General features: G+C 62.1%; 21 protein-coding genes and 1 pseudogene. 16 read left to right on the forward strand and 6 right to left on the reverse strand.

Going from position 1 to position 22,098, the window contains the following annotated elements:
• Positions 1–8: 8 nt before the first annotated feature.
• The 7 genes from ctaD (at position 9) to WA702_RS08045 (ending at position 4,930) form a co-directional block, all read left to right on the forward strand.
• Positions 9–1,598, forward strand: a complete 1,590-nt coding sequence (gene ctaD, locus WA702_RS08015; RefSeq protein WP_425110017.1) for a cytochrome c oxidase subunit I — start codon at positions 9–11, stop codon at positions 1,596–1,598.
• Between the two features lie 84 nt (positions 1,599–1,682).
• The gene (locus WA702_RS08020) at positions 1,683–2,279 is read left to right on the forward strand and encodes a DUF488 domain-containing protein (RefSeq protein WP_425109991.1); all 597 of its coding nucleotides are present in this window, start codon (positions 1,683–1,685) and stop codon (positions 2,277–2,279) included.
• Positions 2,280–2,379: 100 nt separating this feature from the next.
• Positions 2,380–3,162, forward strand: coding sequence for a succinate dehydrogenase iron-sulfur subunit (locus WA702_RS08025; protein WP_425110018.1), 783 nt, complete (start codon positions 2,380–2,382; stop codon positions 3,160–3,162).
• A 16-nt stretch (positions 3,163–3,178) separates the two neighbouring features.
• A complete protein-coding gene (gene sdhC, locus WA702_RS08030) occupies positions 3,179–3,589 on the forward strand; it encodes a succinate dehydrogenase, cytochrome b556 subunit (protein WP_425109992.1) in 411 nt (136 codons plus the stop codon).
• Entirely contained in the window at positions 3,586–3,972 is a 387-nt protein-coding gene (gene sdhD / locus WA702_RS08035) for a succinate dehydrogenase, hydrophobic membrane anchor protein (RefSeq protein ID WP_425109993.1), read from the forward strand. Before sdhC ends, sdhD begins: the two co-directional genes overlap by 4 nt.
• A gap of 95 nt (positions 3,973–4,067) precedes the next feature.
• Positions 4,068–4,511, forward strand: a complete 444-nt coding sequence (locus WA702_RS08040; RefSeq protein WP_425109994.1) for a CBS domain-containing protein — start codon at positions 4,068–4,070, stop codon at positions 4,509–4,511.
• Positions 4,512–4,585: 74 nt separating this feature from the next.
• Positions 4,586–4,930 carry a carboxymuconolactone decarboxylase family protein gene (locus WA702_RS08045; protein ID WP_425109995.1) on the forward strand — a complete coding sequence of 115 codons (345 nt, stop codon included), beginning with the start codon at positions 4,586–4,588 and terminating at the stop codon, positions 4,928–4,930.
• Between the two features lie 353 nt (positions 4,931–5,283).
• Here WA702_RS08045 and WA702_RS08050 read toward each other — a convergent pair whose 3' ends face one another.
• The 6 genes from WA702_RS08050 to WA702_RS08075 all read right to left on the reverse strand — a co-directional run bounded on the left by WA702_RS08050 (position 5,284) and on the right by WA702_RS08075 (position 11,943).
• Complete coding sequence (locus WA702_RS08050) at positions 5,284–6,177, reverse strand: sugar phosphate isomerase/epimerase family protein (RefSeq protein WP_425109996.1); 894 nt, start codon at positions 6,175–6,177, stop codon at positions 5,284–5,286.
• 57 nt (positions 6,178–6,234) lie between these two features.
• Positions 6,235–7,173, reverse strand: coding sequence for an ABC transporter substrate-binding protein (locus WA702_RS08055; RefSeq protein WP_425109997.1), 939 nt, complete (start codon positions 7,171–7,173; stop codon positions 6,235–6,237).
• A 78-nt stretch (positions 7,174–7,251) separates the two neighbouring features.
• A complete protein-coding gene (locus WA702_RS08060) occupies positions 7,252–8,247 on the reverse strand; it encodes an ABC transporter permease subunit (RefSeq protein ID WP_425109998.1) in 996 nt (331 codons plus the stop codon).
• Positions 8,244–9,740 carry a sugar ABC transporter ATP-binding protein gene (locus WA702_RS08065; protein WP_425110019.1) on the reverse strand — a complete coding sequence of 499 codons (1,497 nt, stop codon included), beginning with the start codon at positions 9,738–9,740 and terminating at the stop codon, positions 8,244–8,246. The genes WA702_RS08060 and WA702_RS08065 overlap by 4 nt, the downstream gene beginning before the upstream one ends.
• A 44-nt stretch (positions 9,741–9,784) precedes the next feature.
• Entirely contained in the window at positions 9,785–11,164 is a 1,380-nt protein-coding gene (locus tag WA702_RS08070) for an FGGY-family carbohydrate kinase (RefSeq protein ID WP_425109999.1), read from the reverse strand.
• A complete protein-coding gene (locus tag WA702_RS08075) occupies positions 11,161–11,943 on the reverse strand; it encodes a DeoR/GlpR family DNA-binding transcription regulator (protein WP_425110020.1) in 783 nt (260 codons plus the stop codon). Before WA702_RS08075 ends, WA702_RS08070 begins: the two co-directional genes overlap by 4 nt.
• A gap of 193 nt (positions 11,944–12,136) precedes the next feature.
• On the opposite strand from WA702_RS08075, the gene WA702_RS08080 reads away from it, so the two are divergent.
• From WA702_RS08080 to WA702_RS08120, 9 genes and pseudogenes are all read left to right on the forward strand, one after another.
• A complete protein-coding gene (locus tag WA702_RS08080; protein ID WP_425110000.1) occupies positions 12,137–13,177 on the forward strand; it encodes a class II aldolase/adducin family protein in 1,041 nt (346 codons plus the stop codon).
• Between the two features lie 9 nt (positions 13,178–13,186).
• Positions 13,187–14,461 carry an FGGY-family carbohydrate kinase gene (locus tag WA702_RS08085; protein WP_425110001.1) on the forward strand — a complete coding sequence of 425 codons (1,275 nt, stop codon included), beginning with the start codon at positions 13,187–13,189 and terminating at the stop codon, positions 14,459–14,461.
• Positions 14,458–15,309 (forward strand): TIGR01459 family HAD-type hydrolase, encoded by an 852-nt coding sequence (locus tag WA702_RS08090; RefSeq protein WP_425110002.1) that lies wholly within the window; start codon positions 14,458–14,460, stop codon positions 15,307–15,309. The genes WA702_RS08085 and WA702_RS08090 overlap by 4 nt, the downstream gene beginning before the upstream one ends.
• A 322-nt stretch (positions 15,310–15,631) precedes the next feature.
• Positions 15,632–15,904, forward strand: coding sequence for a hypothetical protein (locus WA702_RS08095; RefSeq protein ID WP_425110003.1), 273 nt, complete (start codon positions 15,632–15,634; stop codon positions 15,902–15,904).
• A gap of 187 nt (positions 15,905–16,091) precedes the next feature.
• Positions 16,092–16,652 (forward strand): annotated as a pseudogene (locus tag WA702_RS08100) (transposase); the annotation flags it as partial.
• Between the two features lie 176 nt (positions 16,653–16,828).
• Positions 16,829–17,179 carry a hypothetical protein gene (locus WA702_RS08105; protein ID WP_425110004.1) on the forward strand — a complete coding sequence of 117 codons (351 nt, stop codon included), beginning with the start codon at positions 16,829–16,831 and terminating at the stop codon, positions 17,177–17,179.
• A 339-nt stretch (positions 17,180–17,518) separates the two neighbouring features.
• Positions 17,519–19,027, forward strand: coding sequence for a molybdopterin-dependent oxidoreductase (locus WA702_RS08110; protein ID WP_425110005.1), 1,509 nt, complete (start codon positions 17,519–17,521; stop codon positions 19,025–19,027).
• A gap of 98 nt (positions 19,028–19,125) precedes the next feature.
• A complete protein-coding gene (locus WA702_RS08115; RefSeq protein ID WP_425110006.1) occupies positions 19,126–19,527 on the forward strand; it encodes a hypothetical protein in 402 nt (133 codons plus the stop codon).
• 344 nt (positions 19,528–19,871) lie between these two features.
• The gene (locus WA702_RS08120) at positions 19,872–21,704 is read left to right on the forward strand and encodes a pyrroloquinoline quinone-dependent dehydrogenase (protein ID WP_425110007.1); all 1,833 of its coding nucleotides are present in this window, start codon (positions 19,872–19,874) and stop codon (positions 21,702–21,704) included.
• Positions 21,705–22,098 lie beyond the last annotated feature (394 nt).

Here is a 22,098-nt window from a genome sequence, read left to right on the forward strand (position 1 = left end):
CTTCAGTCGTGTCTTCCGATCCTCATGGAAACAGCCACCCCACCGGCTGGCGTCGTTATCTCTATTCAACCAATCACAAGGACATCGGCACGATGTATTTCGTGTTTGCGATGTGCGCGGGGTTGATCGGCGGAGTCTTTTCGGTCGTGATCCGGGCCGAGTTGCAGGAGCCTGGCCTGCAAATCTTCACGAACACCCATACCTACAATGTGTTCGTGACCAGCCACGGGCTGGTCATGATCTTTTTCACGCTCATGCCCGCCATGATGGGCGGTTTCGGCAACTGGCTGGTACCCTTGATGATCGGGGCGCCCGACATGGCGTTCCCGCGCATGAACAACATCTCCTTCTGGCTGCTCCCCTCGTCATTCGCCCTGCTCATCATCTCGATGTTCGTTGAAGGGGAGCCGGGCGCCTTCGGAGCCGGGACCGGCTGGACCCTCTACGCGCCCCTGTCGACATCTGGGCATCCGGGGCCCGCCGTCGATTTCGTCATCCTGTCGCTTCACCTTGCCGGCGCATCTTCGATCCTGGGCTCCATCAACTTCATCACCACGATCTTCAACATGCGCGCGCCCGGAATGACCTTGCACAAGATGCCGTTGTTTGTCTGGGCGGTGCTGGTCACGGCGTTCCTCTTGCTGTTGTCGCTGCCTGTGCTCGCCGGGGCGATCACCATGCTCCTCACCGATCGCAATTTCGGAACGACCTTCTTTGCTGCGGAAGGCGGCGGCGACCCGCTGCTGTATCAGCATCTCTTCTGGTTCTTCGGCCATCCCGAGGTCTATATCATGATCCTGCCGGGGTTCGGCATGATCAGCCAGGTCGTCTCGACGTTCAGCCGCAAGCCCGTTTTCGGCTATCTCGGCATGGCTTACGCGATGATCGCGATCGGATTCATTGGGTTCGTCGTCTGGGCCCACCACATGTACACCGTTGGCATGACCAGTAGTGCACAAGCCTACTTTGCCGTCGCCAGCATGGTGATCGCGGTCCCTACTGGCGTGAAGATCTTTTCATGGATCGCCACCATGTGGGGCGGCTCCATCGAGTTCAAGACGCCAATGCTGTGGGCGATCGGCTTCATCTTCGTGTTCACGATCGGCGGCGTGACCGGTGTGGTGCTGGCAAATCCGGGAGTAGACCGGTCCTTCCAGGACACATATTACGTGGTCGCGCACTTCCATTACGTCTTGTCGCTCGGCGCCGTTTTCTCGATCTTCGCCGGCTGGTACTATTGGTTTCCCAAGATCACCGGGTACATGTATTCGGAGGCTCTGGGAAAGCTCCATTTCTGGCTGACCTTTGTCGGGGTCAATCTCGCATTCTTTCCGATGCACTTCCTGGGGATGGCGGGAATGCCGCGGCGTATCGCCGACTATCCGGATGCGTTCGCCGGCATGAACGAGATTTCCTCGATTGGAGCCTACATTTCCGCGGTCGGCCTGATCGTCTTCTTTGTAGGTCTCGCCTATGCGCTGATTCGTAAGGTGAGGGCCGGCGACAACCCCTGGGGCGCAGGTGCGACGACGCTGGAATGGACACTGTCTTCGCCACCGCCATTTCATGCGTATGACGTGCTGCCTCGGGTTAATTGATCAGACGATAGCGATCCGGGGATCCTTGGCGCTCGAGCCCGGCGCAATCGGTAGAGGCGGCGCGATCCAACTGGAGCGAGAGCAATGACGAGGCCATCAGAGCGGGACGACAAGACGAAGCTGGATCTTCAGTTGGAGGACGAACTCGAAGCAACATTTCCGGCGAGTGATCCCCTGAAGATCACCCGTTTCCCGGCCGAAGGCCACAGGGCAGCAGAGCGAGCAAGGCATGGGGTTGAGCTCGGCGCGCCGGACAAAGTCGCCAGAGGGGCGTCCAAGCGACGCGGAAATACCAATGATGCGCCCATGAGCAATAAGATCGCTTCCGATGACATCAAACTGAAGCGCGCCTACGAACCACCTGCCTCTGGCGACGGCGTCCGGATCCTGATCGATCGGTTGTGGCCGCGCGGGGTGAGGAAGGCGGATGCCGCTATCGACGAGTGGATGAAGGAAATCGCTCCGAGTACCACGCTACGCAAATGGTTCGGACATGAACCCGAGCGATGGACGGAATTCCAACGCCGCTATCGGTCGGAAATCGAGCAACATCCGGAGCAACTTCATCGATTGCGCGCCCTTGCAGAGCGCGGACGGATCACTCTTGTGTTCTCAGCCCATGATGATGCGCACAATGATGCGGTTGTGCTCAAGACTCTGCTCCTTGCCCACCCTAGATGATTGGCACGCCTGCGGAAACGGCAACGTCACAAGGAAGCACGCCGTGATTATTGAATCCTCAGACGAGGTACCTCGGACCACCGTGCTCAAGCGGTTCCCGGTGCCCAGGAATTTCGGCGTTCCTCCGGCCTCGCGCATCGAGCAAGGGCGGACTTGGCCAGCGCCGCGCGGCGCGACCCGGATCAAACGCTTCGACGTCTATCGCTACGACCCGGACTCTGAACAAAATCCCCGCATCGATACCTATCAGGTCGATCTCGACGACTGCGGTCCGATGGTCCTGGATGCCCTCATCTGGATCAAGAACAGGATTGACTCGGGACTTGCTTTTCGCCGCTCTTGTCGCGAGGGTGTTTGCGGTTCGTGCGCGATGAATATCGATGGCACGAACTGGCTGGCCTGCACCAGGTTCATCTCGGATCTAGAGACGCCTGCGATCATCTATCCGCTGGCGAATATGAGGATCATTAAGGATCTGGTCCCCGATCAGACCCATCTGTTCGCGCAACTCCGACTTGTCGAGCCTTGGCTTCGTTCGAGGACGCCGGATCCGGCTCGGGAGCGGCTCCAATCCCCTGAGGAACGACACAGGTTGGATGGCCTTTACGAGTGCATTCTATGCTTTTGCTGCACCTCCGGATGTCCAAGTCACTGGTGGAACGGCGACCGCTTTCTCGGTCCCGCAGTTCTGCTACAGGCAACCCGCTGGCTCGTCGATAGCCGCGACGAAGCGGTAGGCGAGCGGCTCGACGAGCTGGAGGACCCGTTCCGGCTCTATCGGTGCCATACCATTCTGAATTGCACGCGGACCTGTCCCAAGGGACTAAACCCCGGAAAGGCAATCGCCGATATCAAGAAGATGCTGATCGAGCGCCGGAGCTGATAAAGGGGGTCGAGACATGGTGCAAACTTTATCAGGTCGCCCAAGGCCACTTTCGCCCAACATTCAGATCTACAGGCCTCAGCTCACCTCGGTCCTGTCGATTGCGAACAGGATCACCGGTGTCGCGCTGAGCGTCTACGCCGTCGCGCTCGTGATCTGGCTGCTTGCCGTGGCGGCCGGTCCGGACAGCTACGCCGTGGCCCACACATTCATCAGGTCGTGGCTCGGCCAGATCTTGCTGTTTGGCGGTACATTCTGTTTCTTCATGCACTTTTGCGGCGGCATTCGGCACCTTGCCTGGGATGCGGGCTACGGCTTCAGTCTCCGGGCCATTTACGCCTCAGGATGGGCCGTGGTCGCGGTGAGCATCGCGCTGACGCTCCTCACTTGGGCTATCGAATTTGCTGTAGCGGGATATGGCCGATGAACAGGGGCGCCATGCGCACACCATTGGGCCGGGCGCTTGGGCTCGGCTCGGCGAGAGATGGAGTCGAAGACTGGTGGCGCGAGCGCGTCTCGGCGGTTGCGCTCGTGCCACTCACCGGATGGTTTGCCGTGTCAATCCTGGCGCACACAGGGGATCGCTATCCGGCGGTGATCTCTTGGCTCAGGAGCCCGGTCACGACAACGCTACTGGTGCTGCTTCTGATCGCCCTGTTCTATCACACCGCGCTCGGCCTCCAGGTGGTGATCGAAGACTATGTTCACTCAAGAGCCAAGCTTCCAGCGCTGATCGGCGTGCGACTGGGCTGCGTCGCGCTGGCGGTCGCCGGCATCGTAGCAGCTCTGGTAATTGCTTTTGGCGCGTGAAGAGCCCCGGCAGGCGGACATCTGCAATGGATTCCGGGACGCCTCGTTGACGAGTGCTGATGAAGAAATCGAAATCATAGGAGCTCTGGTCCATAATGATCGTCGATCGTCTCCTTGCAGCGGCGCGCGAGCGGCTGGTCATGATCGCCAGCGATGCACCGCTGACCGCGGCCGCAGCCCTGTTGCGGGATTTGGACAAGGACATCGTGGTGGTGCATGACCCCGAAGGCAGGCTCGCCGGGATCATCACCAAGACCGACATTGTCCGCCAGATCAGCCGCTGCCAAGGGGCAGCTTGCATGACGGCAGCATCGGCCGTCATGACTCAGGCTGTCGTCTTTTGCCGCCCCAGCGATCTACTTCGCGAGGTCTGGATCGTCATGAAGGAACGGCATCTGAAGAATATTCCAATCCTGGACCAACAGTCCCGACCCCTGGGCGTGCTCAACGCTCGCGACGCATTGGAGGCCCTTCTGGAAGAGCTTCAATACGAGGAGGTGCTGTTACGGGAGTACGTGACGTGCGTTGGCTATCACTGACTGCGAGCGATCGTGCCGACCCCATGATGGGCGGTAGCTGATTCCGCTCTCGTCGCTACACAAGGAGTGCGCAAATGACCGACACCATGTACCCTCCGTCATCGCGGGAGCTTGCTGAGAAACGCCGCGCCCTTGCGCCGGAAACCGAAAGGGCATTCCAGGCCTTCAGCCGCCAGGTTTTCGCCGATGGCGCGCTCGCGGCAAAGACCAAGCAGCTGATTGCGGTTGCCGTGGCACACGTCACGCAATGCCCCTATTGCATTAAAGGTCACACCAAGGCCGCGCTGCGCCACGGCGCGACACGCCAGGAGCTGATGGAGGCAATCTGGGTGGCTGCCGAGATGCGGGCGGGAGGCGCCTATGCGCATACTGCCATCTCGATGGCTGCCATGGACGAAGCGGACAAGCCAGCGCAGTAGCCCGGCTGAGAAGCAGCTCGGCCGGCTTGAGGAAGCCCGCGGGCGAAGGCGTGAATGCTGATCGAACTCTGCCCCTGACGCCGGAACAGTGCCCCGGCGCCGATCGGTGCCGGGACCCTGCGGCGCATGACAACTCCAGCGCCTCCTTCTCCAGCCGTAGGGCTTCAGGATCAAGACCCTGGAGCACGGCGGCGAAGATCCCGATACGATGCCGCACACGATCGAGGTGACGGATGGCGAGGGCCGCAGCCATGTACGTACCGTTGTCACACGACGGAGCTCGTCGCTGGTTTGGCAGCGTGACCGGGGAATATAGCCCAAACGTGCCGGCCAGCGAACCGATGGAAACGACATCAAGGCTTCTGCACTGCCGAAACGAGCTCCGCCTTGCGCCGCGCCGTTTCCATACCGATCGCGATGAAGCGGCGCGCGTGACGGGCCAGCTCCATGTTGTCGGTCCACAAATTGCGCCAGATGGCGGTCTTCCTGGACAGGTTCTCGTCGACGATCTCGGAGGAAAAGGACTCGAAGGTGAGGTCGTCGGCGTAACCGATTGCCGTGAGCGCGTCGAAGACCGCTGAGAAATCGATGCCGCCGGTCCCAAGATAGCCGCGATGGCTCTCGCCAATGTGGACATAGCCGATTTTATCCGCGGCGTGCCGAATGGCGAGACCGACATCCGCTTCCTCGATGTTCATATGAAACGTGTCGAGATGCAGGAAAATGTTGTCCGAGCCGGTGTCCTCAATGAAGGCCAACCCTTGCGCCGCGGTGTTGAGTAGATTGCTTTCGAAGCGGTTGACGATCTCCAGATTGAGCGTGACGCCGGCGGCCTTGGCCGTCTCCGCCACGCTGGCGAGCGTTGCCGCGCTGCGATTCCATTGATCGCGCGTAGGAGCTTCGGTCTGCAATCCGTGGCCTGTCGAAAGGATACCACCGACCTTCCGGCCACCAAGGTCCCGCGTGAGTGCGATCGTTCTGTTCAGGATTTCGATGCCGCGCCCGGCGATTGCCTTGTCGGCGCTGGAAATGTCGCCGTCGGCAGGCAGACCGATGCTGATCGCGACCCCGAGACCGGCATCGGCAATCCGCTTGGCCAACCTGCCGATATCGACGTTGGCGGGATCGAGATAGGAGAACTCGATCAGGTCGAAGCCGGCCTCCTTGGTATTGGCCAGCGTGCGTTCGAGGTCGGCCTGCGCCGAGCTCGCCGACCATACGAAAGAGTGGATTCCAGTGCGCGACATCATCATCTCCGTCTGCGATTCGATGCGGCCGGGGCAGCCCCGGCCGCATCAGGTTGCTTAGCGAGCCGCGGTCCAGCCCTTGTAGTCCTTCAGGTTCTCAGCCGTGATCAGCTTCGGGTCGAGCAGCACCGTCGACTCGGCCGGCTTCTTGCCGGCCAGCACCTCGGCCGCCATTTTCAGTGACTGGCCCGCCATCACGTAAGGATCCTGCGAGGCGGAGGCCTTGATCAGCGAGTTGCCGGAGGCGAGCTCCTTCTCGATGTCGGGTGCGCCGTCGACCGAGGTAATGATGAACTCCGAACGCTTGAGCTGTCTGGCCGCGAGCTGAGCGCCGATCGCCGTCGGGTCGTTGATCGCGAACACGGCGTCGATCTTGTCGAACCGGGTGAGCAGCGACTGGAACACCTTCAGGCCACCGTCGCGGGAGCCTTCGGCATTCTGGTCGTCGGAAAGGATCTTGATCTCCGGATGCTTGGCGAGCACGTCCTTGCAGCCCTTGACGCGCTCCAGAATCGACGACGATGCCGGACCGTTGAGGATGACGTAGTTGCCCTTGCCGCCGGTGTGGTCGACCAGGTACTGGCAGGACTCTTCGCCGGCCTTGACGTTGTTTGTCATCACGGTGACGTCGGCGCCAGGTGCGGAGACGTCGAAGGCCGCGACGACGATGCCGGCCGCCTGCGCCTTCTTGACCGCAGGGGCGATCGCCTTGGCATCCACCGCATTGAGCATGATCACGTCGACGCCGGCGGCAATGAAGGAGTCGACCTGCGACACCTGCTTGTTGAGATCGTAGTCCGCCGACACCGAGGTGACCTGGACCTTCGGATTGATCTTCTTGGCTGCATCTTCGATGCCTTTGATCGTGGCGACGAAGAACGGATTGCCGAGCAGCCCGACCGAAATACCGACCTTGTTCAGCTCCTTGGCCGAAGCCGGCGCGATCGCGAGGGCCGCGAGAGCGGCGCCGCAGAGTAGTTTAGCGATGGTCTTCATTGCGTTGCTTCCTCCATTTGCCCGTGCCTCTCACGGCGCGTTATACGAGCCGGTCTATCGCCGGCAACGAAAGGTCACTCACGTTCTTGCTCCTGCCTGGAGCCTGTAGCGGTCGAGGGCGACCGCGATGATGATGACCAATCCCTTGATGATGTACTGCCAGATGTCCGAGACGCCGGCCAGGATCAGGCCATTGGAGAGCACGGCAATGATCAGGCCGCCAATCAGCGTGCCCCAGATCGAGCCGATGCCGCCGACGAAGCTGGTGCCGCCGAGAATGACGGCAGCGATCGCGTCGAGCTCGTAGGATTGTCCGAGCTGCAGGCCGTTGGCGGCATAGAGCCTGGCCGCCGACATCGCGCCGCCGAGGCCAGCAAGCAGGCCGGAAACGGCGTAGACGAAGACCAGCACCAGGGACACCTTGATGCCGGTCAGACGCGCGGCCTCGGTATTGCCGCCGACGGCATAGATCCACGTCCCCAACACGGTGCGCTTGAGCACGATCCAGGACAATACCACCACCGTCAGGGCGATGATGACCAGCCAGGGGATACCGAACAGCGAGCCATTGCCGATGAAGGCGAACGGCAGGTCGGCGTTAAACACGGTCGTGTCGTTGCCGAGCAGTCGCGCAACACCCCGCACGGCGGTCAATGAACCCAACGTCACGATGAACGGCGGAAGTCGGATATAGGCGATGAGCAGCCCGTTGATGACGCCGAAGCCGAGCCCGACCAATATGGCGACCAGCACGCCGAGCATTCCCCAATCCGGGATCAGCGATACCATCACCGCCATCATTGCAGAGGCCGCCAGGATCGAGCCGACCGACAGGTCGATGCCGCCGGTCAGGATGACAAAGGTCATTCCGGCCGCCAGGACGATGTTGATCGACGACTGCTGCGTGACGATCAGCAGGTTGGTTCCGGTCAGGAAGCGCGGATTGATGAATTGGAACGCCGCGGCCAGGAGGAGCAGCACTGGCAACATCCCGAGCGCGGCGACAGCCGTGCGCCAGCGCCGGCCATGCACCATGGCCTGATCTCCCGCCATCCCGATTGCCCTGTCGGTCATCGCTGATCCGCTCCTGTTGCAAGTTCGATGATCGCCTCCTGGGTCAGCGGCTTGTCGGCCGTTGCCGTTACCTCGCCCGCGATGGCGCCATCCCGCATCACCAGCACCCGGTCGGCAATACCGACCACTTCGGGCAACTCGCTGGAGATCATCAGGACCGCCATGCCCTTCTTGGCGAGGCTGTCGATCAGCCTGTAGATTTCCGACTTGGCTCCGACATCGACACCGCGGGTCGGCTCGTCGAGGATGATGACCTTCGGCTCAGTCTCGAGCAGACGAGCGAGCAGCACCTTCTGCTGATTGCCTCCGGAGAGCGACCCCGCGCTGACCTGCGCCGAGCGGGCCCGGATGGATAGCTCGCTCAAGGCTTTTGCGGCGCGCCGGTTGGCGGCATCGAAATCGCGAAAACCGCCGGCGCGCGCGTCCCTTGCCAGCACCCCCATGTTGATATTGTCGGAGATCAACATGTCGAGGAACAGCCCGAGCTCCTTGCGATCCTCGGTGAGATAAGCGATGCCGGCATCGAGTGCCTCGCGCGGCGAGCCGATCGAGACCGGCTTGCCGCCAAGCTCGAGCGTGCCGGCCACGTGGCGATCGGCGCCGAAGATGAGCCGCGCAAGCTCGGTCCGCCCGGAACCGACCAGGCCCGCAAGCGCCAGCACCTCGCCCTCGTGGAGATCGAACGAACAATCCTTTATGAGATGCCCGTCAGACATGCCGCGCACCGCCAGCGCAACGGCGCGCTTGCTGTCGGGCGGGCGATGATCCTTCTTGTAGAAAGCAGAGAGTTCGCGGCCGACCATCATCGCGACAAGCCGCGACGCGCTGAGATCGGAGCGTTCGAGCGTACCGACATAGCCGCTGTCGCGCAGCACGCTGACGCGGTCGGCAAGCTGGTAAACCTCTTCCATGCGGTGGCTGATGTAGATGATGGCGATGCCTTGCGACTTCAACGCCGCAATGACGTCGAACAGCCGGTCCGTCTCTCGCGAGGTCAGCGACGTGGTCGGCTCGTCCATGACGATGATCCGGGCGCTCGCCGACAGCGCGCGTGCGATCTCGACAAGCTGACGTTCGCCGAGCGAGAGACTGGACACCGGCGAACGCGCCGAAAACGAGACGCCGAGCCGTTTGAATATCTCTCCGGCCCGGCGGTTGCACTGATCGCGATCGACGATCCCGAAGCGCCTCGGCTCGTTGCCCAGAAAGACGTTCTGCGCAGCCGTCAGATTGGGCGCGAGCGACAGCTCCTGATAGATCACCGCGATCCCGTGCGCGCGGGCCTTGATCGGATCGCCGGTGGCCACGGGCACGCCGTCGATCAGGATCTCGCCGCCTGGGTCCGGCCGATATGCGCCCGACAACACCTTCATCAGTGTCGACTTGCCGGCCCCATTCTCGCCCATGAGCGCGTGCAGTTCGCCGGCATGGACGGTCAGCGAGACATCATGCAGCGCGCGGGTTGCGCCGAATGTCTTGGAGATGTGGCGCATCTCCAGCCGCGGATAATGCCCGGGTCCGACTTGAACAGCGGTGCTCACCTCGCGCCTCCCGCTGCCTTGGCCGTCGCGGTCCGCTTGGAGACTTGGTCCCGCCAGTCATCCCGATAGCCGCTAAGCCCTTCGACCCGCGCGCCGCGCACTGGCTCCGGCGCCTCGGCTACAAACGGGCATCCGACGCTCTCGAAGGCGAGAGCGGCCGCGCCTGTGGCACTGCCTTCCAAGGTCGCGCCCTGCATGAAGGCCTGGCTTGGACGCAGCGCCGCAACCAGGCTGGCGAGCAAGCCCCCATTGTTCAGCCCGCCATCGACGATCACCGTGTTGCTGGAGTGGATGAGGTCGAGCGACAGATCGATCATCAGCGCCACGTAGAGGAGCGCCATTGCCGCTCGCTCTTCGGCATCGGGCAAGCGTCCGACGAGCTCGCCGCGCTGATCGGGCATCGGTCCTCCCGGCGCGAAGCTCGGCAGCGCCATCATGCCGGCGTCGATCGCCAGCTGAATCGTATCGAGCGAGATTGTCCCCTGCCAGTCACCGCTGATCGCAGCGAATTCGCGCCCACCCATGAAGCGGATGGTCGGCACCGGGCCGCCGTCGACATCGACATTAACCAGCATGTCGCGGTTGGGATCGAGCGCCTCCAGCGGGCAATCCGGGTTGAGCACGATGACCCAGGTCCCGGTCGACACGACTGTCAGCGATCCCAATTGCTGCCGACCATATGCATAGAGCGCCGCATTGCTGTCATGAACGCCGTTGTGAATCGCGATCGGCCGCCCGTCCCTGCCGAAGCGCTGCTCGCCGATCACCGCCCCCGCCCGGGCGAATGGAGGCATCTGCGGGCGCCAGCCTTCTGTCTCCACCAAGGAGGAAAAATCGCGACGGCGGGGCGCCCACAAATGCGAGTGGCAGCCAAGATACGACGTCTCTGAAACCGGTCGCCCCCCGAACCGCCAGCTCCAATATTGCGGATAGCCAAGGATGGACGTCGCGGAAGCAAACGCGCCTGGATCGACGGCCTTCAGCCACAGCATATGACGGCCGACATTGAAGCCGAGCGGCAGGCGCGGCGAAAATGTCTCGGCAAAATCCGGAATGCGACGATCGATCTTTGCTGCGATCTCAGCCGGCGGCTCCTGTTCGTAGTCGAGGATGGGATGCGTCAGGCCGCTTTCGTCAATCAGAGCGAAGGTGCAACCATGGCCCGATACCATCACCCCTTCGACGCCATGCTGCTCGACAGCATCACTGACGGCGTGGACAGCCCAATGGTGCAGCGAGGCCTCGTCGAGAACGCTAAAGTCACCCTGGCGCGTCCAGTTGGGCTTGCTCCGCTGTTCTCCGAGGATACGCCCGTCCTGGCCGAAGACGAACAGCTTCGAGTTGGTCTTGCCGAAGTCGAGCACAGCGACCTTCATTGGACTGCCCCTGCGGCCGAGGCGACCCGTACCATCACGCCCGCATCTTCCAGCATGCGCGCATCATTGTCCGAAAGGCCGTCGTCGGTCACCAGCGTCCCTATGCGCGACAGCGGCAACGCGACATTGCGGCCGTGGATGGACAGTTTGCGGCTGTCGGCCACCACGACGATCTGGTCGGCGCAAAGGCTGAGATCGCTGATGGAGCGGACCAGCAGCGGATGTGACTCCAGCACGCCCTCGCGGCTGAGGCCTTGCGCGCCAAGGAAGAATTTGGAGGCGTAGAAGAGCGGCGCCTGCATGGGCGAATGGATGATGCCCGGTTCGCGGTGCAGGTCACCTCCGGCGATGGTCAGGCTGCAACGGCCGTGATCGCTGAGATAGGCCACGAGCGGCATGGAGTTGGTGAACAGGCGGATGTTGCGGTCGGCGAGCTTGATGCCGAGATGGAAGCAGGTCGAACCGCCATGCACGATGACCGCGTCACCGTCGCGCACCATTGTCGCGGCGACGGCGGCAATCTGCCGCTTGGCCTCGACCGCGAGATCGCGGTTTTCGTCGTATGGCTTGGCATATGCGATGCGGGCCTGCGCAGCGCCGTCGAGCGCCGAGATGCCGCCATAGACTTTCCGGGCCTCGCCGGCCTCGTCGATCTTGTCGATATCGCGCCGGACCGTTGCCGCGGACACGCCGAGCCGCTGCTGCAGCTCACGCACCGAAGCGAAAGGGCGATCCTGCAGCAACTCGACGATCTGGCGTTGACGACCGAAGTCGCTCAAATACTCCCTCCAACGTGCCATTCTACGATGACTTTGACGTAACTTACTCAAGACTGCCGGGATTGCAAGGACGTTTGACTTAATCGGATCATTATTGACGAAGTTTGATCGCACTGCGATACATACGCTAATGGTCCGTCCCGGCGGCCGAACTCCGTAGATCGCAAGGTCACGCTGTTGGAGGAAATGCGCAATGACTGACACGGCGGATGCGCACGAACTGACAGAACTGCGTGCGCTGTCGACCAGCATCGGCAATGACCCGCACCTGACCCAGGCAGCGGGTGGCAATACGTCGCTCAAGCTCGGCGACACGTTGTGGATCAAGGCCTCCGGCACCTGGCTCAAGGACGCGGCCACTGACGACATCATGGTCCCCGTGGCGATGACGCCGCTGCTCAGCGCCGTTGAAGCGCGCGACCCCGCCGCGGATCGTCCGCAAGCCTTTGCCATCGCGGCGCTCAATCCCCGCAAGCTGCGCCCGTCGATCGAGACCACGGTGCACGCCCTGATGCCGCAGCGCGTGGTTCTGCATGTCCACTGCGTCCATACTATTGCGCTCGCCGTGCAGGCCGATTGCGAAGCTCAGATAGCCCGCCGGCTCAGCGGACTTCGATGGGTCTTCATTCCCTATTTCAGGCCGGGCCTGCCACTTGCCCAGGGAATTGCCGAACGGCTGCGACCGGGCGTCGATGTGCTGATCCTCGGTAATCACGGATTGGTCGTCGCCGGCGAAACCGTCGCGGACGCTGAGCTCCTGCTGAAGCGCGTGACAACGCTGCTGGCACGGCCCGGACGCGTAACAGCTGAGCCCGATATCAACGCCTTGCGTCAGCTTGCCGGTGACAGTGGTTATGGCCTGCCGGCAGACATCGAGGCGCATGCGGTGGCGATCGATCCGGAGAGCTGCCGCATGGCGGGAGCGGGCAGCCTTTATCCGGACCATGTCATCTTCCTCGGCCAAGGCTCGGTGGTGGCAAGACCCGGCGAGAATGCAACGCGCGCGATCGAGCGATGCGGCGCGCCGCCGATGGCCATTCTGTTTCCCGGAATGGGCGTCCTGATGCGCGGTGACGCCAGCGCCGGTGCCCATGCGATGCAACGCTGTCTTGCCGACGTGACTGCGCGCGTCGATGTCACGGCGCAGCTCAACTATCTGACCGCCGCCGAGAACGACGCGTTGGTCAATTGGGACGCCGAACAATATCGTCAAAAGCTCAACGCCGGGGGCTAGGGCTCAGGCATGACACCGCTCGCCATCGGAATCGATCTCGGCACCTCCGGCGCGCGCGCCGTCGCGATGCGCGCTGACTTCTCCATCGCCGCGCATTCTGCCGTTGCGCTGGACAGATTTGGCGAGAATGCCCGCTCTCCTTCGATCTGGTGGGCGGCGGTCTCCGCTGCGCTCATGGAGCTGCTGTCGCGCATCGACCGCGCGGCGGTGCGGTCGGTCGCGGTGGACGGCACGTCCGGCACGCTGTTGGCGATCGACAGCGCCGGGCGGCCGCTGAGCGAACCGCTCATGTACAATGACAAGGTTGCGGATCACGCCATCCCAGCGTTGATCGACCGGGAGGCGCCGGAAGCGAGTGCCGCCCGCGGACCAACATCCGGTCTCGCCAAGGCATTATCATTCCAGCATCTGCCCGGCGTTGTCGCGCTGCTGCATCAGGCCGACTGGATTGCCGGGCAGTTTTCTGGCCGCTTTGACACGAGCGATGAGAACAACGCGCTCAAAACCGGCTACGACGCGGTGGCCCGCTGCTGGCCGGACTGGATCACTGCTGCCGGAATGCGCATGGAGTTGTTGCCGCGCGTGGTCACGCCTGGCTCGGTCATCGGGCCACTCATGAAAGGCGTGGCCGATCAATTCGGCCTGCCGCGCGACACGGTCGTCGTCGCAGGCACAACGGATGGCTGCGCATCATTCCTGGCGACGGGCGCTACGCAGATCGGTGACGGCGTCACCGCGCTCGGATCCTCGCTGACCATCAAGATCCTGTCGGATCGGCCGATCTCGGCGCCTCACTATGGCATCTACAGCCACCGGCTGGGCGACACGTGGCTTGCCGGCGGCGCATCGAATTCCGGCGGCGCGGTGCTGGCCCGACATTTCCGGCTGTCGCGGATCATCGAATTGAGCGCGGCCATCGAGACCGATACCGAAACCGGCCTCGATTACTACCCGCTCGCCGCTCCAGGCGAACGTTTTCCGATCGCCGATCCAGATCTGCCGCCACGCCTCACCCCCCGGCCAACGGACGACGGCGAATATCTCAAGGCGATGCTCGAGGGCATCGCCGCAATCGAGGCGCTCGGCTACCAGCGCTTGGCCGAACTCGGTGCTCCCAGATTGAACTCGGTCAGGAGCGTAGGCGGCGGCGCTGCAAATCCGGTCTGGACCGCAATCCGTAAGCGCAAGCTTGCTGTCGAATTTTTGCCGCCAACGTCGGCGGAGGCAGCCGCGGGGGCCGCGAGGCTGGCTCTTACGGGCGCAAGGAAGGCTGGACTGCTGTGAATACGTTGCGGCCGTTGCACGTCGACGGAATCGAGCCGCTGGCGGAGCGCTACGACGTCTTCCTGCTCGACCAGTTCGGCGTCTTGCACGACGGTCAGCGCCCCTACCCCGGCGCCGTCGGCGCCCTCGCGGCACTGAAGGGCGCGAACAAGACGATCGTGCTCGTCTCCAATTCAGGCAAACGGTCGGCGCCGAACGAGCGCCGCTTGCTGAAGCTTGGTTTTGAGGCCGGAAGCTGGGATCACTTCATCTCGTCCGGCGAACTGGCGTGGCGATCTCTTTCCGAGATGGCTGCCGCGGGATCGCTGCGCGCCGGGACGAGATGCCTGCTCATCAGCCGCGACACCGATCGCTCGGCCATCGAAGGGCTGCCCTTTGCATTGACCCGCAGCGGCGAGGATGCCGAGCTGGTGCTGATTGCGGCCAGCGAAGGCGACCGCCATGATCTCGATTACTATCGCGCCCTGCTCGCCCCCGCGGCCGAGCGAGACGTGCCGTGCTTCTGCACCAATCCAGACAGGATCATGCTGACAGCGGTGGGCCCGCGCTTCGGCGCCGGCCAGCTGGCCGATCTTTATGAGAGTCTTGGCGGCAGCGTCACCCGCATCGGCAAGCCCCATCCTCGGATTCTCGAGGCTGCTTTGGAGATGGCGGGAAAGCCCATCCCGACGGGCGTCGTCTGCGTCGGCGATAGCCTCGAGCATGATGTGGCCGCCGGCCGCCGCGTCGGCGTTGCGACTGCGCTGGTCCTTTCGGGAATACTGGCCGACATCACCGATTTGCCTGCTCTGTTCCAGCAAACGGATCTCTGTCCCGACTACACAGTCAAAACCTTTTGCTGGCGCTGATCCCATAGCGCCGACCTGCGGCGTCACGCGGTATCCGCGCTCCAGAAGCCGACCGAGGATGGCCCGTTCGAAGCCGGAGTCCCACGTGGATCCCGGATCTCCCTTGGGTCTCTGGCTGCCCTTCATGGGATCCCGAAAATGCCTGAGGACCTTGGCCTTCAGATCCTCGGCCTTCTGTGCTTCCTCGCGCACGGACCTCACCAGATAGAGGCGGTCGCGTGCGCTGGAGGATAGCGCGACCCGTGCGGCATACTGTCCGATGCGGAACGGAGTGCCCTCTACTTCGGTTGTTGCATGGCACCCCAACGGAGAAGACAAAATAATGCGCGCTATCGCTCTTTCTATTGCCGCTGCCGCCATGCTGGCATTGACCGCGCCCGCTGTGGCAAACAGTACCAGTGCGCCCGCTACGCAGTCCAACTCTACCGACTTCGGCTCTCGCGACAAGATTGTCATCAAAGAGGGCCATCATGGGCATCGTGACAATTGGCGGCGCCATCACCGCCATCACTGGCACGACGCCTGCCGGACGGTTGTGACGAAGAGCTGGCATCACGGCCGCAAGATCGTGAAGCGCACTCGGGTCTGCCGCTAACGCCCCTCCTCAATCACTGAGTACCTCACTAGCGTCCCTGCCCGACGGTTGTAGTCCTGTCGGGCAGGCGTGCTTTGCCGGATGCACGCCGCTGTGCCCGACCCATCGCGCGATCATGACGCTAGGGTCAGCATGAGGCCAAGTACGGCTGCGCTGCTGGCTGCTCAACGCCCCGTGAGCCGCTTGGTTGCTGCCGGACGCCCACGAGGGCATCAAGGCCACCGTAGCCAAGGCACTCAACGCCACTTGGCATCGTTGCCGTGTGCATTTCATGCGCAACGTCCTGGCCCATGCAGGCAAGAGCGGACGCCGCGTCGTCTCCGCCTTGATCGCCACAGCCTTCGCCCAGGACCACGACGAGGCAGCCAAGGCGCAATGGCGCAAGGTCGCCGATCAGCTCCGTCCCAAGGTGCCAAAGCTCGCCGCCTTCATGGATGAGGCGGAGCCTGATGTGCTCGTCTATATGAGCTTCCCCGGCGCAGCACCGCGCCAAGCTGCACTCGTCCAATCCGGTCGAGCGGCTCAACGGTGAGATCAAGCGACGGACCGAAGTCGTCGGCATCTTCCCCACGAAGATGCCATCGTTCGCCTGGTCGGCACCATCCTGCTCGAGCAGAACGACGAGTGGGCCGTCCAGCGCGCCCGCTACATGACGCTGGAAACCATCGCGCCTTTGAGCGATGATCCCTTGTCGGCCTGCCCGCTGTGGCAGGCTGATCAGCTCGGCCTCCACCGCAATTGCCGGTGAACCACCATGCCAGCTACACCACTCTACGGGACACCATCCACGATCGCGCTTCGCGGCCTCCATTTTGAGGCCCCCAACCAATGTCTAATCGGGCCATCAGGAACGTTTCGTGGGGCCCGCCACTATCTTTACATCCACGCAGTTACGGCAAAGGTTGTTTTGAGATGAAATCTCTCATGATGGTTTCGGCGACGCTTGCGCTCGCGGTTTGTCCAGCAGCATTCGCCCAAAATCAAAATCCTACGTCCACCTTGCAGGCTGCGTCCCAGCGTTCTGCCAGTTCAGATCAGAATCTTGCAGCGGCACAGCAGATCAAACAGGATTTGAAAACGGCGGGATTCACGGACGTGAAGGTGGTGGCAGAATCGTTCGTCGTGCAGGCTAAAACCAAGGATGGAAGCCCTGTGGTAATGACGATCGGACCTCATGGCATGTCGGTATTCGAAGCCATGAACGGTACTTCGGCGGCCGCCTCCTCGGGCGGAAGCACGACCGGATCCGCCCCCTCTTCGCAACCACCAAAATAATTCGCCTGGATATCGGCGCTGCCGCGCAGCTCCGACGGGTGCGCGGGGGCCACCATGTCCGTCGATGTTTTCTCGACCGAACGCGTCGCCGTAAGCTCACCTGAAACGATGTCAGACTCTGTCACAATCAAATCGGCACGTCGCGAACCAACCGACACCACCTTGAGTTCGGCGGACGATCGGATTGTTCTCGCCGACTGAGTGCCGCCGCGTGAAGGAATCGTTCCGCACGTCCGCATCGGCACACGTTGGATCAGCCTTCTCTGGGCAATACCGATCGGCGCTGCGGCGCTCGTTGTTCTAATAGCCCTGGCGCAAGCTTTGCGCGAGCTCCCAGCTGTGCAGGATTTCATCAAGCGCTATCCGGGAACGGCGCAGACGGCGCCATCGGTTGATTCCGGATTCCCGTGGTGGCTTCAACTGCAACATTTTCTCAATATGCTTTTCATGATGTTCATCATACGCGCCGGGATCCAGATTCTCGCCGATCATCCGCGCCTTTACTGGAACCGGGATTGTACGCCCGGTACGGAATGGTTTCGCTTCCAGCATCCCGTGCCGCAGGGCCGCATCTGGACAGCCAAGGACGACGCAGTGACGCTTCCCAGCTGGCTCGGAATTCCTGGCCTGCGTCACACGATCGGGCTCGCCCGTTGGTGGCATTTCTCGATTGATCTTCTCTGGGTCCTGAACGGCGTCGCTTTCTACATCATGATATTCGCCACCGATCAATGGCTGAGACTCGTGCCGGTGACGTGGGACGTCATCCCGAACGCCCTCTCGACGGCGATCCAGTATGCGTCACTGAACTTTCCGACGGAATCAAGCTGGACCCGGTACAATGGCCTCCAGCAACTCAGCTATTTCGTGACCGTTTTCATCGCGGCGCCGGTTTCGATCACCACGGGGCTTTTGCAGAGCCCGGCTATCTCCAACCGCCTGGGCCTGCTCGGGAGCGTGCTGAACCGGCAAGTCGCTCGATCCGTTCACTTCATTTCCTTTACATGGTTCGTGTTCTTCATCCTCGCGCACGGCATAATGGTGTTCATCACCGGCCTGCGGGAGAATACGAACCATATGTTCGCGGGCGTGAAAAGCCCGGGATGGGTCGGCTTCCCGTTCTTCGTGCTTGCTCTCGTGCTCGTCGGCCTCGCGTGGTGGGCAGCCTCGCCGTTCACGATCCGGCACGCTCGTCTGGTGCAAAAGACCGGGCGGATCATGGTCGGCTGGATCAAGGGACTTTCGGAGTGGTGGGAGCCGACAGCGGAGCTGAGCGAAGCGGATATCTCCCCGCACTTCTGGCCGAACGGTACGATGCCGAACTCTGCCGAATATGAACATCTCGTCTCATGTAAGTTCAGTGATTATCGGTTGCGCGTGGGCGGGATGGTCGAGAGCCCGCACGAATTCTCACTCGCCGATCTGAAGGCGATGCGGAAGCAGCAACAGATCACGACCCATTTCTGCATTCAAGGATGGTCGGGCGTCGCCGAGTGGGGCGGCGTCAAAATGAGCGACATCCTCGATATGGTGAAACCCATGCCGGGCGCGCGCTATACGGTGTTCTACTCACTCGCAGAGGGCTCCGATGGCGGTTGCTATTACGACGTTCACGAGATCTTCAACATGCGGCATCGGCTGAGCATTCTCGCCTACGAGATGAATGGCGAGCCGCTGAGCGTTTTGCACGGCGCCCCTCTGCGGCTGCGCTGTGAAAACGAGCTCGGGTTCAAAATGGTCAAATGGATTTCAGCGATCGAGTTCGTCAGCGACTTCAAGGATCTCGGCGCAGGGCAAGGCGGCTACAACGAGGACCACGAGTTCTACGGATATCGGATGCCGATCTGACGGGAATAGCCCCGCCAAGGAAGGTTTATTGCCGCCGGCACCACGCCGGCGCTTAGCGACTTCAACGTGATGGTGATTGCAGAAGTGAGGAATACGAAATGGCTCAACAATCGGCTTGGACCCGGCGCTACGGGCTTTGGTTATTGCTGGCGAGCTCGGTCGCTGGCCTAATTACAGCAGCAATCGCTGCTTTCAATGAAGGTAACGGCATCGCCTATTCCGGCGGTGCCTATCTAGTGCTCTTCAGCACTGCGGTCCTTGTTGTAGCTGCCTTGGCCCTCACGCTGGATCGCGGCGCGTCGAAGTGGCTCGCCATAATCCTCACCATCCTGATCTTGCTCGATCTCGTCGGCACCGGGATTGCAGCATACTTCCTCGAGACGACTGTTCTCGTGGCGTTCATGCTCGTCGGTCTCGTCGGTTGGCTGGTCTATCTGCTGGTGGACCCGGCCCGCGAGAGACCGGTGCCCTATCGCGCCGCAGGGAGGGCCACCAGATGACAAGGCAGAGGCTTATTCCCGCTCTTGCCGCGTGCCTCCTGCTCTCGGCCGCGCCTTCATACTCCTTTGCACAGGCCCAACGTGGCCAAGGGGCATCGTCTGGTCATTCCGGAGGGCAGCCGCAGGGGATCGGCAACGGATCGCAGCAGGACCGCCAACCCGGTCAGGCAACCCGCAGCGGAGCAAACAACCCTTCGCCCAGCGGGATGCCGGCGACGACCACGACAACGACGTCGAGCGATCAGACGACTAAGGCCCCCTCAAGCCAAGGAACATCGGGGCAAGAGGGCCCGCCCGAGGCGTCGGGCGGCGCAGAGGCGTCAAAGCGCGGCCCGGACAGCTGGATGAGCGCGCACGGCACGTGGGCCACGTTCAATGGCGACTTGGAGGCGCAGAAATTCTCGACGGCAAGCCAGTTGACGCCGGACAATGTCAAGAACTTGCGGAAAGCCTGGGAGTACCACACCGGCGACGTGTCCGACGGCCGCGGTGATAAACCGATGACCGTCTGGTCGGCGACGCCGCTCTTCGTCAACGATACGCTCTATCTCGGAACGCCGTTCTACAGGATCATCGCGCTCGATCCCGGCACGGGTCAGCAGAAATGGGCGTTCGACCCGCATGCCGTGCTCAAGGCGCTCACCCAACCCGATCTGAAGAACCGCGGCGTCGCCTATTGGCAAACGGAGAATCCGCAGGCGGACGTCGCCTGCCAGAAGATGGTCTATATCGGCACCATGGATGCCAAGCTCTACGGAGTCGATGCCGACACCGGCAAGGCTTGCCCGGATTTCGGCCAGCACGGGATGGTGGATGTCAATCAGTGGAACAGCGTCAATGCCAAGTGGCCGCTTTCCCTCCTGCAGCCTCCGACTGTGTATCACGACACGCTGTACCTCGGCTGGGCCGGGAAGGATTGGGCCGACGAGCAAGCGCCTCCCGGCACCGTGTTCGCGCTCGATGCGCGCACGGGAAAGTTGAAATGGACTTTTCACGCTTTGCCCCCGGAAGCCGCCCAGCATAGCGGCACGTCGAACGTCTGGGCTTCGATGTCACTCGATCCGAAAACGGGGGTGCTCTACATACCCGTGAGCTCGCCAAGCCCGAACTTCTACGGAGGAGACCGTAAGGAGAAGATCCCGCTGGGCACCTCTATAACTGCGCTCGACGCCGATACAGGAAAGGTGGTGTGGAGCCGCCAGCTCGTGCATCACGACATCTGGGATCTCGACGCGAACGCGGCTCCCACTCTGGTTGACGTCGAGAAGGATGGAAAGACGATACCGGCACTGGTGGAGACGACAAAGCAGGGCTTCCTGTTTGTTCTCAACCGGCAGACCGGCGAACCTATCTATCCGGTCGAAGAACGCCCGGTGCCGAAGTCCGACATTCCCGGTGAAGAGGCCTCACCGACCCAGCCCTATGTGGCTACGCCAGCTCCGACCATTCCGGACAAATGGCCTGGTGTATTTCCGCTCGCCGATTGGATCAGCCTGGGCAGCTGCAGCAGGCAAGCCGAAAAGCTGCGCTATGACGGACGCTTCACGCCGCCAAGCTTGCAGGGCACCATCACATATCCGCCGACCACAGGGGGGACCGAATGGGGCGGTGGCGCGGTCGATCCGCGCACAGGGATATTCGTCGTCAATTCCAGCAGTGTCGTGCAGATCTATCGGCTCATCAAGCGCAAGGATTACCAGCAGCAGGCGCAAAACGGAGAAAGCTCAGGTTATTACCCGCAGGAAGGTGCGCCCTACGGCTTCCAGCTCGAGACCTTCCTCAACTGGGCCGGCATGCCGTGCTGGAATCCGCCCTATGGCACCATCGCGGCGTACGATCTGAAGACCGGAAAGCGCTTATGGAACGAGCCATTCGGGGAGGTTCAGAAATACGGCTTCTACATGCCGGAATCCTGGGGCTCGGTCACGATCGGCGCGCCGGTGATCACCCAGTCCGGCCTGATCTTCATAGGTGCGTCCATGGACTCGCGGGTGCGCGCACTCGATCTGAAAACCGGTGCGACCTTGTGGAGCAGCCTCGTTGACGCACCGGCCGTCTCGATGCCCGCGATCTACAACTACAAGGGCACGGAGTACGTCACCTTCGCTGCCGGCGGCAACTCAATTCTTCTGCCGAAAGTCAGCGATCAAGTGATCTCGTTTGCGCTACCGCACTGAAACGGCGGCGCGGCCAGGAACATCTCAGTCCCAACGAATTTGGATTGGGAAGGTTCGATTCGTCCCGCTCGTTCAAGCCGCCCCAGGGCTCAGTGGCGAGTCCTCAACTCGCTCTGAGCAAGCCGTTGCGAACTGCACAGCTACGAGCGAACGTTTGTTAGCACCGAGCGCAAGCACTCAAATCTTGAGAAAGGGAGACGCATGGAACGGCTTGAAATGTTCATTGAGCGCTGCCACGAAGGCTTGGGACGCACAGCCTATGTTACGGATCCGAGCAGACTACCTGAGCCGAGTATCGGATCTGAATGGCGCGCCGACTTGAACTTTCGCCCTGCTGATGCTCTGCGAGCCGAACCGGGTTTAAAATCCGTTTTTGAGGCAGCACTTGAGACCG

This window comes from Bradyrhizobium sp. (assembly GCF_049798375.1).
In the GTDB taxonomy this organism is placed as follows: Bacteria; Pseudomonadota; Alphaproteobacteria; order Rhizobiales; family Xanthobacteraceae; genus Bradyrhizobium.

What these genes read in the sequence shown, in the direction of transcription:
- WA702_RS08020 (WP_425109991.1), top strand. Translation starts at nt 1,683, where the DNA reads ATGACGAGGCCATCAGAGCGGGACGACAAGACGAAGCTGGATCTTCAG.
- sdhC (WP_425109992.1), top strand. Translation starts at nt 3,179, where the DNA reads ATGGTGCAAACTTTATCAGGTCGCCCAAGGCCACTTTCGCCCAACATT.
- sdhD (WP_425109993.1), top strand. Translation starts at nt 3,586, where the DNA reads ATGAACAGGGGCGCCATGCGCACACCATTGGGCCGGGCGCTTGGGCTC.
- WA702_RS08040 (WP_425109994.1), top strand. Translation starts at nt 4,068, where the DNA reads ATGATCGTCGATCGTCTCCTTGCAGCGGCGCGCGAGCGGCTGGTCATG.
- WA702_RS08045 (WP_425109995.1), top strand. Translation starts at nt 4,586, where the DNA reads ATGACCGACACCATGTACCCTCCGTCATCGCGGGAGCTTGCTGAGAAA.
- WA702_RS08050 (WP_425109996.1), bottom strand. Translation starts at nt 6,177, where the DNA reads ATGTCGCGCACTGGAATCCACTCTTTCGTATGGTCGGCGAGCTCGGCG.
- WA702_RS08055 (WP_425109997.1), bottom strand. Translation starts at nt 7,173, where the DNA reads ATGAAGACCATCGCTAAACTACTCTGCGGCGCCGCTCTCGCGGCCCTC.
- WA702_RS08060 (WP_425109998.1), bottom strand. Translation starts at nt 8,247, where the DNA reads ATGACCGACAGGGCAATCGGGATGGCGGGAGATCAGGCCATGGTGCAT.
- WA702_RS08065 (WP_425110019.1), bottom strand. Translation starts at nt 9,740, where the DNA reads ATGCGCCACATCTCCAAGACATTCGGCGCAACCCGCGCGCTGCATGAT.
- WA702_RS08070 (WP_425109999.1), bottom strand. Translation starts at nt 11,164, where the DNA reads ATGAAGGTCGCTGTGCTCGACTTCGGCAAGACCAACTCGAAGCTGTTC.
- WA702_RS08080 (WP_425110000.1), top strand. Translation starts at nt 12,137, where the DNA reads ATGACTGACACGGCGGATGCGCACGAACTGACAGAACTGCGTGCGCTG.
- WA702_RS08085 (WP_425110001.1), top strand. Translation starts at nt 13,187, where the DNA reads ATGACACCGCTCGCCATCGGAATCGATCTCGGCACCTCCGGCGCGCGC.
- WA702_RS08095 (WP_425110003.1), top strand. Translation starts at nt 15,632, where the DNA reads ATGCGCGCTATCGCTCTTTCTATTGCCGCTGCCGCCATGCTGGCATTG.
- WA702_RS08105 (WP_425110004.1), top strand. Translation starts at nt 16,829, where the DNA reads ATGATGGTTTCGGCGACGCTTGCGCTCGCGGTTTGTCCAGCAGCATTC.
- WA702_RS08115 (WP_425110006.1), top strand. Translation starts at nt 19,126, where the DNA reads ATGGCTCAACAATCGGCTTGGACCCGGCGCTACGGGCTTTGGTTATTG.
- WA702_RS08120 (WP_425110007.1), top strand. Translation starts at nt 19,872, where the DNA reads ATGAGCGCGCACGGCACGTGGGCCACGTTCAATGGCGACTTGGAGGCG.